A 15,085-nucleotide genomic window follows, 5' to 3' on the forward strand; every position below is an offset into this window, starting at 1 on the left:
ATGACAAATTCAGCACCAGCCGACGTCCGGATGCAGGAGAAGGTGTTCGCCTTTTTGAGCGATCCCGCGATACGTCCGCGTGTCCATCGCATCGATACCCACGCGGCATCGGTTTTTCTTTGGGACGCCCGCGCGCTGAAGATCAAACGCGCCATCCGTTTTCCCTTCCTTGATTATTCGACGCTGGAGAAGCGAAAAGCCGCCTGCGACGAAGAGATCAGGATAAACCGCCGGTTCGCGCCGCAGGTCTACCATCGCGTGGTGGCGATCACGCTAACGCGCGATGGATCGTTCGAGATCGACGGCACGGGTGAGCCGGTCGAATATGCCGTCGAAATGAGCCGCTTCGACGAAAGCCAGACCATCGACCATCTGGCCGAGGCTGGCCCGCTCGATCCCGGTCTGGTCGATGCCATCGCGGAAGCGATCGCGGCCTCCCACAGGATGGCGCCGCTCGCGCCGGCAGAACGCTGGATCAATTCGATTCCGGGGATCATCGAGGGCAATTCCTTAGCCTTTCGGGAAGCGGCCTGTTTTGCCGCCGGCGACATCGACGATCTCACGCAGGCATCGCTGTCCGCCTTCGCCCGGATTCGCCCGCTGCTGGAGCAACGCAGCCGGCAGGGCTATCTGCGGCGCTGCCATGGCGATCTGCATCTGGCCAATATCGTTTTGATCGATCGCAAGCCGGTCCTGTTCGATGCGATCGAATTCGATCCGGTGATCCCTTCGACCGATGTGCTCTATGACCTCGCCTTCCCGCTGATGGATTTGATCCACTACGGCCGGCAGACCGCGGCCAACGCCCTGCTCAACCGATATCTGGCGCTGACGGCAAGCGAGAATCTCGACGGGCTCACCGCCCTTCCCTTGTTCCTGTCGCTGCGATCGGCGATCCGCGCGCGTGTCCTGCTCGCCCGTCTTGGCCGCAACTCTCGTGACGATCATGAGACAATGCCGTCCGCTCGGACCTATTTCGCACTCGCATGCCGGACGATTGCGCCAGAGCCACCGGTGCTGGTCGCGGTCGGCGGATTGTCCGGGACAGGGAAATCCCTGCTGGCACGCACGCTGGCGCCTTCCGTGTTGCCGCAGCCGGGCGCGGTGCTCCTGCGCAGCGACGTCCTGCGCAAGCAGCTGTTCAAGGTCGCTGAAACCGACCGGCTGCCCGAAAACGCTTACCGGCCGGAGATCACCGAGCAGATCTACGAAATCCTGGTGCAGCGCGCCGCTCACGTTCTCTCGCAGGGCCATTCCGCCGTGGTAGACGCGGTGTTTGCCCATGAAGCCGAACGCAACGCCATCCGCGATGCCGCCCGCAGGCTGCATGCACGGTTTGTCGGGCCGTTCCTGGTGACCGACCTTGCGACCAGACAAAGCCGTGTCGGCCACCGGCAGCGAGATGCATCGGACGCGACGCCGGAGATTGCCGGCCTGCAGGAAAAATATGATGTCGGCAAGGTCGATTGGGCTGTCATCGATGCCTCCGGCACGCCCGAACAAACCCTCCAACTATGCCAGAAGGCGATAGCCCATCCCCCCGATTTCGCCGCCAAAACCAGATAGCAAGACGTCGACGGCTGCGCTATCCTGATTGCTGCAGCGCGTGCAGCCTGCGCGGCGATGCAATGACCCTCTCAATGCCACCATCCCTAAAGAACAAAGCCGCCAGCCGCCCCGGGCCGGCGCAGAAGCGATGCCCACCTCCGGCGCCGCGTCTTTCTCCGATGATGGCGTGCGAAACGGCATTTCGAATTGTTGCCCGCCGCTATCTCGGGGACTTGACGGCAAACCGTGATGCGACTTGCAAAGGCGATCCGGTCGCGCTGCATCAAATGCGCGTTACGCTGACGCGCCTGCGCACCGTGATATTGTTTTTCTCTCCCATGGTTGCGGACTCGCAGCGGACGCCAATCAGGAATGGGCTGAAATGGCTGAACGCGCATCTTGGCGCGGTACGCGATCTTGACGTCGCGATCGAACGGCTCGGCGCCGTCGACAAGCGGCCGAGGGCCGCTCTTTATCGTCGCTCCTGGGGCGACAAGCGTGCGGACAGCCACAGCCTTCTGGCACGGGCACTCCAGTCAGCCAGGTATCGGCACCTGATCAAGGATACATCCGCCTGGATCGAGAACGGTCCCTGGTCCGCGCGCGGGGGAACGCAGGCGGCAAGGGAGCGCACCACCCCCATCGCCGAATACGGTGTGGAAAAACTCACCCGGTGGCAGGAAAAAATCCTGAAGAGAAGCGGCAAGCTTCTGAAAATGGATGCGGCGCAACGGCACCAGGTGCGCCTGTTGAACAAGAAACTCAGCTATTCGATCGAAGCATTGGAAGACCTGCGTTCGGATGAAACATTTTCGCGGCTGCTGGCTGGATTGAAACATCTGCGCAAAGCGCAGCGAACGCTCGGCCAGTTGAACGACGATGAGAGAGCCCGCGCTCTGACGGCTACAGTGAAGCGGGACGGGGCTCGCGCGCCCTGGCGCTTCATCGGCCCAAAGCGCGAAAGGCACCTGTTGCAAACCGCCGTCACCGCCTACCGGAAGGTGGCGGCGCTGGAGAAGTAAGACGGTCCACTACTTACTGGTGGACGTAGTCGCCGGGCGCATCCGGCAGGCTTTCACCGTCAACCGGACCAACACCGATCCGCGGCGGCTCGCATGGCTCGCCCGATCGCGCGGCCAGCCATCTCGTCCATTCCGGCCACCACGATCCTTCGGTCCGCGGCGCCGCCTTCAGCCATTCATCAGGGCCGACATAGGGCGCATCCTGCGGCTTGTGCTTGACCTGATAGGAGTGGCCTTGCTGACCGGGGGGCGCGACGACGCCTGCATTGTGACCACCGCTGGTCAACAGGAACGTGACATCGGCGTCCACCTCGTAGTGGATCTTGTAGACGGACCTCCATGGCGCCACGTGATCGCGCACCGTGCCGACCACAAACATCGGCGAGTGAATACCCGACAGCGCGATCGGCTTGCCCTCGACGAGGTAGCGACCCTCCGCCAGGTCGTTGTCGAGGAATAGCTTGCGCAGATATTCGGAATGCATCCGGTATGGCAAGCGCGTGGCGTCGGCGTTCCAGGCCATCAGGTCGCTGGGCGGAGCCTGTTCGCCCATGAGGTAATCGCGGCTGACCCGCGACCAGATCAGATCGTTCGAGCGCAGCAGCTGAAAGGCCCCTGCCATCTGCGTGGTGTCCAGCACGCCCTGTTCCCACATCATGTCTTCGAGGAACGTAACCTGGCTCTCGTTGATGAACAGCGTCAGTTCGCCGGCTTCGGTGAAGTCTGTCTGCGCCGCCAGCAGTGTAATCGTCTGCAACCTGTCGTCGCCGTCGCGCCCCATCGTTGCGGCCGAAATTGCCAGCAGCGTGCCTCCCAGACAATAGCCGAGCGCATGGATTTGCCGGCCCGGAACGATCTGACCGATGATGTCGACCGCGGAGTTCACACCCAGCTTGCGATAATGGTCAAAGGCGATTTCGCGGTCGCCGGTTCCCGGATTGCGCCAGGAAATCATGAACACGGTGTAGCCTTCGCCGGTCAGGAACTTCACCAGCGAATTGTTCGGCGACAAATCGAGGATGTAGTATTTCATGATCCATGCCGGCACGATCAGGATCGGCTCCGGACGTACCTTGCCGGTGGTTGGATAATACTGGATCAGTTCGATCAGCTCGTTGCGGTAGACGACCTTGCCGCGTGATGTCGCCACGGTCTTGCCGACGACGAATTTCTCGTCCGCGGCTGGCTTGCCGGCCGACAGCACACGCATCAGATCGTTGCACCAGTTCTGCCAGCCGAACACGAAATTCTCGCCGCCGCTCTGGAAGGCCTTCTGCAAGACCTCGGGATTGGTGACAGCGAAATTCGATGGCGCCAGCATGTCGAGCACCTGGCGCAGCGTGAACTCGACCACCGCCTCGTTCGCCGGCGACACGCCGCGCACGCCCGTGGTCGCGTTGTGCCACCACTGCTCCCTCAGCAGAAACGCCTGGGCGAGCAGATTGAACGGCGGACTTTCCCACTCCGGTGCGGCAAAACGCCGGTCCTGCGGCTTCGGCTTGATCAGGGACCACGGCCCCTGACCCGGCGCGAAACAACGCATCGCAGTTTCGAAGAATCCGGCCGCGTCCCGCATTCCCTCCTGAGCGATCTCCGTTCGCCGCTGCGGCGCAGCCGCCAGATGTGAGGCCCAGTCGATAAAGGCCAGCGACAGCGCGACCGGCGATATGCCGCCTGTCAGGCGAGCCGCCAGCGCATGAAGCGCGCGGTCGGCCTGATAGGTCTCCACCGGTTGGGTTTTGGACGCGGGCTGTGCATGAGGCGGCTCGGCAGCGACCGCGGCGCCGCGGCTTTCGGCATAGCCTGGGGCGTGGGCGGGACACGGCAATCTCGGTGCCTCCGCCTGCGGCAGAGTCGATGTCGACGGCATGGCAACGGCCTCTTTCACGTTACGCCGGGTAAATGGATGGTGACCCATGACAGCCGGAAGACGGATCAGTTCGGCTTGTTGCCGAACAGACTGGATGCGCGCTCGAGCATCCGCTCACCATGCCTAAAAAGCCGTTCGCTGTCGCGACGGACAAAGTCGATCTGGTGCTGGCCGCATTCCGTGCACATCGTCCTCAGATCCCTAACCGAATGAGATCCGGCCATTTTCGAGACGAATTCGGAGAACAGGTGTGTTTCGGTTTGCGCCCGCTCGAGCATCTCATTGGCGGCGAATACCATCTCCTCAAGCACCACCTTTTGCGCGCCCATCAGGAAATCCAGAGCGTGCCTGTTCGCCTTGGTTAATCTAGCGGCGGCGTCGGCCACAGATTGCTCGAAAATCTCGGCACGGGGTTCGGAAGGCTCTGGCATCGTAACCTCCGCTTTTTATGTTTTTACAGGATACGCCCCTGACCCGGCGGCGCATTGAGCTGCATCAAGTGGATCGCTGCCCGCCCTCCCCTTGACCTGCGTCAAATCGGAGCAGGACGGCTGGCATAACCCGTCAAATATCAACTTTGATCTCGAACTTGCGGAGGCCCCCATGCGCGCCCACCAGATCATGACCCGGCCGGTCATATCAGTTACACCAGACACCAAGGCCAATACCATGCTGGCGAAGCACATCAGCGGACTTCCGGTTGTCGACCCAACCGGCAAGCTCGTCGGCATCGTCTCCGAAGGCGACTTCATCCGCCGCAGCGAAATCGGCACTCAGCGCAAGCGCGGCCGGTTCCTGAAATTCATTCTCGGTCCCGGCAAGGCGGCGGCCGATTTCGTTCATGAGCACGGCAGCAAGGTCTCCGAAATCATGACATCACAGCCGCTCACGATCACCGAAGACACGCCGCTCGAAGAGATCGTCGAACTGATGGAGACGAACAACATCAAGCGCCTGCCGGTGATGCGCGCCGACAAGATCGTCGGCATCGTGTCGCGCTCCAACCTGTTGCAGGCAGTCGCGAGCCTGGCCAAGGAAATTCCTGATCCGACCGCCGATGACGATCACATCCGCAACCGCGTCATCGATGCAATCGAAAAGAACGACTGGTGCCCGTTCGGGCTCAGCGTGATCGTGCGCGACGGCATCGTCCATCTCAGCGGCGTCATCACCGAAGAACGCGCGCGGAAGGCCGCGGTGGTCGCCGCCGAGAACGTCACCGGCGTGGTTAGGGTTCACGACCATCTGTGCTGGGTCGATACCATGTCCGGAATGTATCTGAACTCCCCGGAAGACGACGACCTGGCAAAGGCGAGCTGATCGGCAGGGGCCGTCAGAGTATCGGGCGCGTTTGGATCGGGAGCGGCTTCTGCAAGTAGCGATTATCCGGGTCTAAACGCGCTCGATGATGATCGCCGGCGCCATTCCGCCGGCCGCGCACATGGTCACCAGCCCGCGCTTGAGGTCGCGCCGTTCCAACTCGTCGAGAATGGTGCCGATCAGGATGGCGCCGGTCGCGCCGATGGGATGCCCCAGCGCAATCGAGCCGCCGTTGACATTGACCCTGCTGCGCTGGAGGCCGAGATCCCGGATGAATTTCTCGGCTACCACCGCGAAGGCCTCGTTGATCTCGAACAGGTCGATATCGTCCAGCGTGAGGCCCGCCTTCGCCAGCACCTTGTGCGCCGCCGGCACCGGCGCGTTCAGCATCAGGGTCGGCGAGTCACCCATATTGGCCATCGCCACCACGCGTGCGCGCGGCTTCAGGCCGTGCGCCTTGGCGTAACTCGGCGACGCCAGGAGAAGTGCTGCCGAGCCATCGACGACGCCTGACGAGTTGCCGGCATGGTGCACGAAATTGATGTCGAGGCCGGGGTGCTTCTGCAAAATCAAATTGCGATAGGTCGTACCCTTGTCGTCGAGCGGATAGTCCGCCACCGCCGTGAAGGCGGGTTTCAGGCCGGCCAGCCCTTCGAGCGTGGTTTGCGGCCGCGGATATTCCTCGCGGTCGAGCGCCAGGCTGCCGTCCTCGCAATAGACCGGTACGTGGCTCTTGTCGAAATGGCCGCCCTTGATGGCGTTCGCCGCCCGCTGCTGGCTCTCGTATCCCAGCCGGTCGACATCCTCCCGCGTAATGCCTTCGAGCGTCGCGACAGCGTCGGCGCAGACCCCTTGATGCGACTGCGGATGGATGGCGCGCAAATGCAGGTTGCCGGCGTCCATCATGAACGGGCCCTCGCCGCGGCGTCCCTCCATCGACATCATCTCGGTGCCGCCGGCGATCACGAGATCCTCGGAGCCCGACATGATGGAGGCAGCCGCCATGTTGACGCTGGTGATCCCGGAACCACAAAAACGATCCAGTGTCACGCCGCTGGCGCGGACATCGTAGCCGGCATCGAGCGCCGACATCCGGCCGAGATCGCCGCTCTGCGCGCCCCTCTGCGAGCTGGTGCCCCAGATGATGTCGTCGACGTCAGCCGTGTCGATCCCCGTACGGTCGGCCAGCGCCCGCAACACGGTGGCGCCCAGCCGCTGCGGATGAATACCCGAGAGCGCGCCCTTGCCCGCCTTGCCGATGCCCCGCGGCGTTCTGCATGCATCGATGATCAGCGCGTCAACCATGGTGTTTCCCTTGAAGATTTTGTTTGCGGCATCTGGATTACGAAATCCGCCCTCTCAAAGCAACTTGCCGTCCGGCCCGAAAAACGGATGCGGTCCGTCGAAATGGCCGATCGGAACCTGATGGGTGACAACGCTTCCAAAACCCTCGCCGGGAAACCAGCTATGGAGATGGAAGGCCGGCGGCTCGACCTTGAAGGAGGGCTCGCGCAATTCCGCCAGATCGAGATCGACGGCGTGATTTGGCGCCGGACAGATCGTGGTCGCGACGCCAGCGAACAGCGACAGCGCCGCGCGGTGGACGTGGCCGGTGGCGATCCGCTGGATGTGCGGGTGGCGTCTGATGACGGCTGCGAGCCCGGCGCCGTCGATGAGATTCTGGCGGTCCATGTGCCAGATGCCGGTCTTGAACGGCGGATGGTGCAGGAACACCAGCGCCGGCTTGCCGCGCGAATCCGCGAGCGTCGCGTCCAGCCATTGCAGGGTTGGCGCATCGAGCTCGCCATGCGGCTTGCCGGGTACGCTGGAATCCAGCAACAGCAGATCGAGTCCGCCGATTTCGATCCGCAGATTGAGTGGGCCGGATGAAAACACATATGGTTGCGAGGCAAACGCGGCCCGCATCAATTCGCGGGAATCGTGATTGCCGGGAATCCCGGCATACGGCAACGCCAGCGGCGCCAGCAGGCGCTGGAGATGCTGATATTCCCCGGCCATCGGCGTGTCCACGAGATCGCCCGATATCACCAAGAAGTCGGGCTTTGGCCTGAATGCATTCAGGGCCGCGACGCAGCGCTCGAGCGCGGCCGCGGTATCGACACGACCGTAGGCCAGCGACCCCGGTGACTTGATATGCAGATCAGAAATCTGCGCGATGAGAACTGGTTTTTCCGGCATCGGGATTCTTCAACTTTCCGGTGGCAAGAGGCGGATGGCATCCGGCGCGATCAATAGTCCGACGCGCTCACCGATCGCGGCGTTGACGGTGTTTGACGCGTCGACGGTAAGAGCCTTGCCGGAGGCGCCGCTGACGACCATGCGTTGCCGGTCGCCGATAAAACTGACGCTGTCAATGGTTCCCGACAGCGGCGCGCTCCCGACCTCGACCACACGGATGGTCTCGGGGCGGATCATCGCGACCGCCGCCGGCAGGCTTGCATCGCCGCCGATCGGCTGCCGGCCGCCCGGCAGCACCAGATGACCGTTCTCGACCGCGGCTTCGATGATGTTCGCGGCGCCGATGAATTCCGCCACGAAGCGATTTTTCGGCTTGAAATAGATCTCGCGCGGCGTGCCGATCTGGGCGATCGCGCCCTTCTGCATGACGACGATGCGGTCGCCGAGCTCCATGGCCTCGGACTGATCGTGTGTCACGTAGATGGTGGTGATGCCGAGCGCGCGCAGCAGGCGATTGAGTTCACCGCGCAGGCGATCGCGAAGCGCAGCATCGAGCGCGGTCAGGGGCTCGTCGAGCAGCAGGATGCCCGGGCGGATCGCCACCGCGCGCGCCAGCGCGACGCGCTGGCGCTGGCCGCCGGAGAGCTGGTTGATCCGGCGGTTCTCCAGCCCGGTGATATTGGTTAGCGCCACCAGTTCGGCGACGCGCGCGGCCCGCTCCTTAGCGCCCATGCCCCGGATCTTCAGGCCGTAGCCGATGTTGTCGGCGACGCTCATATTGGGGAACAGCGCGTAGGACTGGAACACCATGCCGACATTGCGCTTCTCGATCGGCACCGAGGTCATGTCGTTGCCATCGAACAGCACCCGTCCGCCCGCATCAGGCAATTCGAGCCCTGCGATGATGCGCAGCATCGTGGTCTTGCCGCAGCCGGAGGGGCCGAGCAGCACCAGCGTTTCGCCGCGCGCGATGTCGAGTGTCGCGGGCTCCAGCGCGCGGGTGCCGTCGGCAAAGGTCTTGCCGCACGCCTCGACGCGGACCGAGGAGCCATGTCCCGCCGCTACCTTCATCGTGCCTGCTCCCTGTCGGCGAACATCTGCATCGCGACCAGAAGCGGAATGATCATGATAAAGAAGATCAGGGTATAGGCCGACGCCACTTCCAGCCGCATCGAGGCGTAGCTGTCGGCAAGCCCGATCGGCAGCGTCTTGGTCAGCGGCGTGTGCAGCATCCAGGTCAGGTTGAACTCGCCGAGCGACAGGGTCACCACCATCAGGCTGCCCGCCAGAATTCCCGGCAGGGCGTTGGGAACGATCACGTCGCGAAAGCGCCGCCAGGGCGAAGCGCCCAGCGACGCCGCGCCCTCGTCCAGCGTCTTGATGTCGACGGTCGAAAACACCGCCATCACCGATCGCACCATGAACGGCATGGTGAAGATGACGTGACCGGTGAGGATGAACAGCCACGAGCGACGAAACTCGCTGAAACCCTGATAGGTCAATAGCAGCGCCAGCGCGATGGCGAGGCCGGGAATTGCGAGCGGCAAGGTAATGATTTCCTCGACGATCCGCGACAGCCGCCCTCCCTTGACGTGCAGCGCGTAGGCGGCGGGAACGCCGGCGACCAGCGTCACGGCCAGCGTCGCAAAGGCGATCACGAACGACAGCAGGATGGTGCCGGCATAGAGATCCCAGACCTGGAACACCCATTGCAGCGTCAGGCCTGAGGAGATGCCGCGAAAGTAATTCACGGTGACGCCCGCGGCGATCGACTGGATCGCGGGCACGACCAGGAAGGCCGCGACCAGCAGCGTGAATAGAAGTTGGCCGGTGAAGATCAGACGGTCGCGCATGGGTTCATCCGGCCGCCGCAACCGTGCCGCCGCTGAACGAGCGCGCCAGCGCCAGGATGGCCCAGGCGATAATTCCGAGCCCGACCGACAGCGCCGCGGACGTTGCAAAATTCGCAGCCAGCGTGAACTCGGTATAGATCAGCATCGGCAGCACATCGATATTGGTCGCCAGCGTAAACGCCGTCCCGAACGCGCCCATCGCGGTCGCAAAGGCAATGGCCCCGGAGGCCACGAAAGCCGGCCCCAGCGCCGGCAGCACGACGTCGCGCTGCACCTCCCAGGGGCTCGCGCCGAGCGAGCGGGCGGCTTCTTCCAGCCCGACGTCGAGTTTCTGCACCGCCGCCATGATGGTGAGGATGACGCGCGGGATCGAGAAATAGAGATAGCCGAGAAACAGCCCATAGATCGAATAGGCAAAGACCAGCTTCTCGCCGAACAAACGGCTGGAGATGTCGCCGATCAGGCCCTGACGGCCGGCGAGCAGGATGATCAGGAAGCCGACGACCACGCCGGGAAACGCCAGCGGAAAGGTCAGCATCGCGATCAATCCCGTGCGGCCGGGAAAGCGATGGCGCTGCAGGAACATTCCCGCGATCGTGGCGATGACCAGCGTGGCGATCGTGGTCGCTGCCGCCAGCAAAACGGTGTTGATCAGGGTGGCGCGGTAGCGCGGTTCGGTGAGGATGGCCAGATATCCGGCCAGCCCATGCGGCCCCTCGGCGCCGGTCACCACCAGCCGCGCCATCGGCAGCAGGAAGAATGCCACCGTCACCACGGCGAGCGGCAACAGACACAGCCAGACGAAGGTTTTATGCGGCATGAAGAAATGGCGCTCTTAGAAAAGAGCGCCATATTGCATCAGCGGACCTCGGCGAGATAGCGGTCGACGAAGCCTTTTTGCACGTTTTCCATCTGGCCCCAGTCGACGCTTTTGGCGCGGGCATAGTCGCTGTCCGGCAGGAACTTCTTCTTCACGGCTTCCGGCAAGTCAATCGGGCGCGCCGGGCGCAGATAGGCGTTGGTCCAGATCGCCTGCCCCTTGTCGGACAGCAGATAGTCCAGCACCTTCTTGGCCTTTTCCTTGTCGGGCGCGTTTTTCACGAGGCCAACGACGTAAGGGAACACCACCGAGCCCTCGCAGGGAATCACAAACTCGAAATTGCCCTTCTCCGAATATTTGGCGCGATAGGCGTTGAAGTCATAATCCAGCAGGATCGGCATCTCGCCGGACACGACGCGCGCATACGAGGTCTGCTTGGGAACGATCGGATCGTTCTTGCGCAGCTCCTTGAAGAAGGTAATCGCCGGGTCGAAATTCGAAGCGGACCCGCCGAGCGCCAGATTGATCGCCACGGCGCCGACATAGCCCACCGCGGCCGAGCTTGGATCGAGATAGCCGACCATGCCTTTATAGTCCGGCTTCAACAGATCCTTCCAGCAGGCCGGCACCGGTTTGCCGCCCAGCGCATCCTTGTTCACGAACAGGCCGAGCGTACCGGAGTGGATCGTGGTCCAGTAGCCGTCCGGGTCCTTCAAGCCTGCGGGCACCTGGTCCCAATTGGCGGGCTTGTAAGGCTCGAGCGCGTCCTGCGCTTTCGCCTTCATGCCGAAGGTGACGCCGAAATAGCCGATATCGCCGACCGGATTGCTCTTCTCGGCCAGGATTTGCGCCAGCGCCTGCCCCGAATTCTTGTTGTCGTGGGGAATGTCGTAGTTGAGATCGGCCTTGATGGCCTTGAGCATCGAAGCCCAGTCCGCCCATTCCGGCGGGCAATTGTAGCAGATCACGTCGGCCGCCTTTGCAGGCTGCAACGGCGCCACCAGCGCCAGCACAAGCAAGGCGAGGACGAAACGCACGGTCTTCATGAATGGCTCCGAAGGCAAAGGAAGGCGTTCCCGAGGGTCGGGACATCAACCCTGACGGCCGATCAAGTATAGGCCGCGTATGAAGGATTTGCGACAAGCGGTCTTTTGCTGTGCAGCAAAGCTGTGAAGCGGACCTGCCGCTCCGGCCACGGATCATTCGCCGACGGCTGCGCGCCGGCGATGGCTGAGTTGCATCGATGGTTGCGACACTACCTTGCGGCGCAACTTGAGTTGCAGGTATCGTGAAAGCCAATCGGGCGACCCCAAGCCTTCACGAAATCACCCGTTGCAGCGGAGACGTTCCATGACCCCTCCCGTCAATTCTCCCGCGATCAAAGTGGTAAGATCGGTCCGCGAGCAGGTGAGCGCGGAGGAATGGCAAACCCGCGTCGATCTCGCGGCCTGCTACCGCCTCACCGCGATGTACGGCATGACCGAGATGATCGCCAACCACATCTCCTGCCGCGTTCCCGGCTCGCACGGTCACTTCCTGATCAACCCTTATGGGATGCTCTACGAAGAGATTGATGCCTCCTGCCTGATCAAGATCGATCTCGACGGCAACGTGCTCTTCAACGCTTCCGACTACGGTGTCAACGCCGCCGGCTTCGTCATTCACAGCGCCATTCACATGGCCCGGCACGACGTCGACTGCGTCGCGCATACGCACACGCCGGCCGGCATGGCGGTCTCGGCGATGGAATGCGGGCTGCTGCCGCTGGCGCAGACCTCGATGCGGTTTCTCCATATCGCCTACCACGACTTCGAGGGCATCGCCGACGATGTCGGCGAACGCGAGCGGCTGGTCAGGGACCTCGGCGATCACGAAGCGATGGTATTGCGCAACCACGGACTGCTGGTGGTCGGACGAACCATCCCCGCCACCTTCAACCTGCTGTATCGGATGGAGCGCGCCTGCGAGGTGCAGGTGATGGCGCTGTCCTGCAACACCAAATTGGTCTACCCGCCGCGGGACGTCCTGGAAAAGACCTTCGACAAGGTCAAGCCGCGCCCCGAGCTGCCCAACCGCAACGGCGAACTGGCCTGGCCGGCGTTGTTGCGCAAACTCGACCGCGCCGATCCATCCTACCGGAATTAGACTGGCGGAATCAGCGCGGCACCACCGCCGTCGCCTCGATCTCGACCCGCGCTGCCGGCTCGACGAGGCGCACCACCTGGACCAGCGCCATCGCCGGATAATGCGCGCCGAAGATCTCGCGATAGATCTGGCCCAGCATCTTCAGGTTCGCCAGATATTCTTCCATGTCGACGACATACCAGGTGAGGCGGACCAGATGTTCGGGCCGCGCACCGCCCTCGGCAAGAATGGCCGAGATGTTGCCCAGGGCCTGACGAACCTGCGCGATGAAATCCGCCGGCAGATGACCGTGCGGGTCCCAGCCGATCACGCCGCCAGTCACCACAAGGCGGCCGTCGGCTGCCATGCCGTTGGCGTATCCCTTCGGCATCGGCCAGCCGCTCGGCTGCAAAATCTGCGCGCGCCCTGGCGAAGGCTCGTCCTTCGCCGCCGGCAGCACCGCAAGCGTGGGCCCTTGAGTGCTCACGACCAATTCTCCGTCATTCCAGATGCATTCATTCCGCGGCCATGCCCGGCGAGCCGCCGCCTGCCTGCGCGATTTGCCGCAGCGCGAACCGCTTCAGCTTGCCGGTCTCGGTCTTGGGCAGTTGCGCGACAAATTCAATTGCACGCGGATATTTGTAAGGCGCAATCTCGCGCTTGACATGATCCTGCAGCGCCGTCGCCAGCGCGTCATCGGCGGTGACGCCGGACATCAGAACCACATAGGCCTTGACGATCATGCCGCGCGCTTCGTCGGGCGCGCCGACCACGCCGCACTCGGCTACGGCCGGATGGCTCAGCAGGGCGGCCTCGATTTCCGGGCCTGCAATGTTGTAGCCGGAGGAGACGATCATGTCGTCCGAGCGGGCCACGAAGGAAAACCGTCCCTTCTCGTCGCGCACGAACGTGTCGCCCGTGAGATTCCAGCCATCGCGCACATAGTTCGACTGCCTGGAATCCGCGAGATAACGGCAGCCGGTCGGACCGCGAACCGCAAGCTTGCCTGCGGTGCCCGCCGACACTTCGTTCATGTCATTGTCGACGACCTTTGCCTCGTAACCCGAAACCGGGCGGCCCGTCGTTCCGGCGTTGGCGTCCCCTACCCTGTTCGTGATGAAGATATGCAGCAATTCCGTGCTGCCGATCCCGTCGAGAATCGTCTTGCCCGTCTTGCGCATCCAGCTTTCGAAAACCGGCGCCGGCAGGGTCTCCCCGGCCGAAACCGCAAGGCGCAGCGACGACAGATCGGCGCCCTTGTCCATCGCGGCCATCATCGCCCGATAGGCGGTCGGCGACGTGAAGCAGATCGTGGCCTTGTGGGTCTCGATGATCTTGACCATCTCGCCGGGGGCTGCATTTTCCAGCAGTGTCGCGGTGGCTCCGAACCGCAACGGAAAGATCGCAAGGCCGCCGAGCCCGAACGTGAAGGCGAGCGGCGGCGAACCCACGAAGACATCGTCCGGCGTGACGTTGAGGACTTCCCTGGCGTACCCATCCGCAACGATCAGGAGATCGCGATGGAAATGCATCGTCGCTTTCGGCTCACCCGTGGTCCCGGATGTAAAGCCCAGCAGTGCGACATCATCCCGGCCGGTCTTGACCGCATCGAACCGCACCGGCTTGCTCAGCGCCACGCGGTCGAGCTCGGCATCATGGTTCGACGTTCCGTCGAAATTCACGACCTGCTTGAGGAAGCGGCTGGTCTTCGCGCACGCAACGAGTTCGTCGGCGATACGGCTGTCCGTCAACGCCAGCGCGATCTCTGCCTTGTCGATGATCTTGGTCAGTTCACCGGCACGAAGCATCGGCATGGTATTGACGACGACGGCGCCTGCCTTTGTCGCCGCCAGCCATGCAGCGACCAGGGCCGGATTGTTGCCCGAACGGATTAGGACGCGGTTACCGGGTTTTACGCCGTAATTCTCCACCAATGCATGTGCGAGGCGGTTCGACCAGTCGGCCAGCTCCTTGTAGGTGCGCTGGCGACCGTTGCCGATCAGCGCGACCTGATCGCCCATCCCCTGCTCGACGATCCGATCGGTCAGTTCGACGGCGGCGTTGAGATATTCGGGATACCTGAACTCCGGCCGGTCGAGGATCAATTCCGGCCATTGGTCAAACGGCGGAAGATTTCGCCGCGTAAAATCATCGACGTGACCGGATGGACCAAGGCTCGTTGGACCAAGGCTTGTTGGGAGAAGGCTTGTTGCACCAGGGCTATTTGGGACAAGGCTTGTCTCAGCCGACATGTTCACTGCCCTCCTTTTCGGGACGAAAGGCTTCAGTCCAATAGGCCGTCCGACAGCGCGCCATGCGAAACATTTTA

At 62.9% G+C, this 15,085-nt stretch carries 14 protein-coding genes; 4 read left to right on the forward strand and 10 right to left on the reverse strand.

What is annotated here, in order from left to right; translation table 11 throughout:
• Together B5525_RS41410 and B5525_RS41415 are read left to right on the forward strand one after the other, a co-directional pair.
• Entirely contained in the window at positions 1-1,566 is a 1,566-nt protein-coding gene (locus tag B5525_RS41410; protein WP_079572114.1) for an AAA family ATPase, read from the forward strand.
• Between the two features lie 164 nt (positions 1,567-1,730).
• A complete protein-coding gene (locus B5525_RS41415) occupies positions 1,731-2,570 on the forward strand; it encodes a CHAD domain-containing protein (protein WP_244567755.1) in 840 nt (279 codons plus the stop codon).
• 13 nt (positions 2,571-2,583) lie between these two features.
• Here B5525_RS41415 and B5525_RS41420 read toward each other — a convergent pair whose 3' ends face one another.
• Both B5525_RS41420 and B5525_RS41425 read right to left on the reverse strand, forming a co-directional pair.
• Entirely contained in the window at positions 2,584-4,440 is a 1,857-nt protein-coding gene (locus B5525_RS41420; protein WP_079572117.1) for a PHA/PHB synthase family protein, read from the reverse strand.
• Between the two features lie 65 nt (positions 4,441-4,505).
• The gene (locus tag B5525_RS41425; RefSeq protein ID WP_079572119.1) at positions 4,506-4,871 is read right to left on the reverse strand and encodes a hypothetical protein; all 366 of its coding nucleotides are present in this window, start codon (positions 4,869-4,871) and stop codon (positions 4,506-4,508) included.
• A gap of 172 nt (positions 4,872-5,043) precedes the next feature.
• Here B5525_RS41425 and B5525_RS41430 point away from each other — a divergent pair, with 172 nt between their 5' ends.
• A complete protein-coding gene (locus B5525_RS41430) occupies positions 5,044-5,760 on the forward strand; it encodes a CBS domain-containing protein (protein WP_079574460.1) in 717 nt (238 codons plus the stop codon).
• A 72-nt stretch (positions 5,761-5,832) separates the two neighbouring features.
• Here the strand turns inward: B5525_RS41430 and B5525_RS41435 are convergent, their stop codons facing one another.
• From B5525_RS41435 to B5525_RS41460, 6 genes are read right to left on the reverse strand one after another with little or no spacing between them, the layout of a single operon-like run.
• On the reverse strand, positions 5,833-7,065 hold the full coding sequence (locus B5525_RS41435; RefSeq protein WP_079572121.1) for an acetyl-CoA C-acetyltransferase: 1,233 nt from the start codon (positions 7,063-7,065) through the stop codon (positions 5,833-5,835).
• A gap of 54 nt (positions 7,066-7,119) precedes the next feature.
• Entirely contained in the window at positions 7,120-7,959 is an 840-nt protein-coding gene (locus tag B5525_RS41440) for a phosphodiesterase (protein ID WP_079572122.1), read from the reverse strand.
• Positions 7,960-7,968: 9 nt separating this feature from the next.
• The gene (locus tag B5525_RS41445; RefSeq protein WP_079572124.1) at positions 7,969-9,030 is read right to left on the reverse strand and encodes an ABC transporter ATP-binding protein; all 1,062 of its coding nucleotides are present in this window, start codon (positions 9,028-9,030) and stop codon (positions 7,969-7,971) included.
• The gene (locus B5525_RS41450) at positions 9,027-9,812 is read right to left on the reverse strand and encodes an ABC transporter permease (protein ID WP_079574461.1); all 786 of its coding nucleotides are present in this window, start codon (positions 9,810-9,812) and stop codon (positions 9,027-9,029) included. The genes B5525_RS41445 and B5525_RS41450 overlap by 4 nt, the downstream gene beginning before the upstream one ends.
• A 4-nt stretch (positions 9,813-9,816) precedes the next feature.
• On the reverse strand, positions 9,817-10,632 hold the full coding sequence (locus B5525_RS41455) for an ABC transporter permease (RefSeq protein ID WP_079572125.1): 816 nt from the start codon (positions 10,630-10,632) through the stop codon (positions 9,817-9,819).
• Positions 10,633-10,670: 38 nt separating this feature from the next.
• A complete protein-coding gene (locus B5525_RS41460; RefSeq protein ID WP_079572127.1) occupies positions 10,671-11,678 on the reverse strand; it encodes an ABC transporter substrate-binding protein in 1,008 nt (335 codons plus the stop codon).
• A 304-nt stretch (positions 11,679-11,982) separates the two neighbouring features.
• On the opposite strand from B5525_RS41460, the gene B5525_RS41465 reads away from it, so the two are divergent.
• The gene (locus B5525_RS41465; RefSeq protein WP_079572128.1) at positions 11,983-12,777 is read left to right on the forward strand and encodes a class II aldolase/adducin family protein; all 795 of its coding nucleotides are present in this window, start codon (positions 11,983-11,985) and stop codon (positions 12,775-12,777) included.
• 10 nt (positions 12,778-12,787) lie between these two features.
• On the opposite strand, the gene B5525_RS41470 is transcribed toward B5525_RS41465, so the two are convergent.
• Together B5525_RS41470 and B5525_RS41475 are read right to left on the reverse strand one after the other, a co-directional pair.
• Positions 12,788-13,249, reverse strand: coding sequence for a RidA family protein (locus B5525_RS41470; protein WP_079572130.1), 462 nt, complete (start codon positions 13,247-13,249; stop codon positions 12,788-12,790).
• Positions 13,250-13,271: 22 nt separating this feature from the next.
• Positions 13,272-14,861: a benzoate-CoA ligase family protein gene (locus B5525_RS41475; RefSeq protein ID WP_244567756.1), complete on the reverse strand. Its 1,590-nt coding sequence runs from the start codon at positions 14,859-14,861 to the stop codon at positions 13,272-13,274.
• Between the last annotated feature and the right edge of the window lie 224 nt (positions 14,862-15,085).

Origin of the sequence: Bradyrhizobium erythrophlei (assembly GCF_900129505.1) — a bacterium.
Taxonomy (GTDB): domain Bacteria; phylum Pseudomonadota; class Alphaproteobacteria; order Rhizobiales; family Xanthobacteraceae; genus Bradyrhizobium; species Bradyrhizobium erythrophlei_D.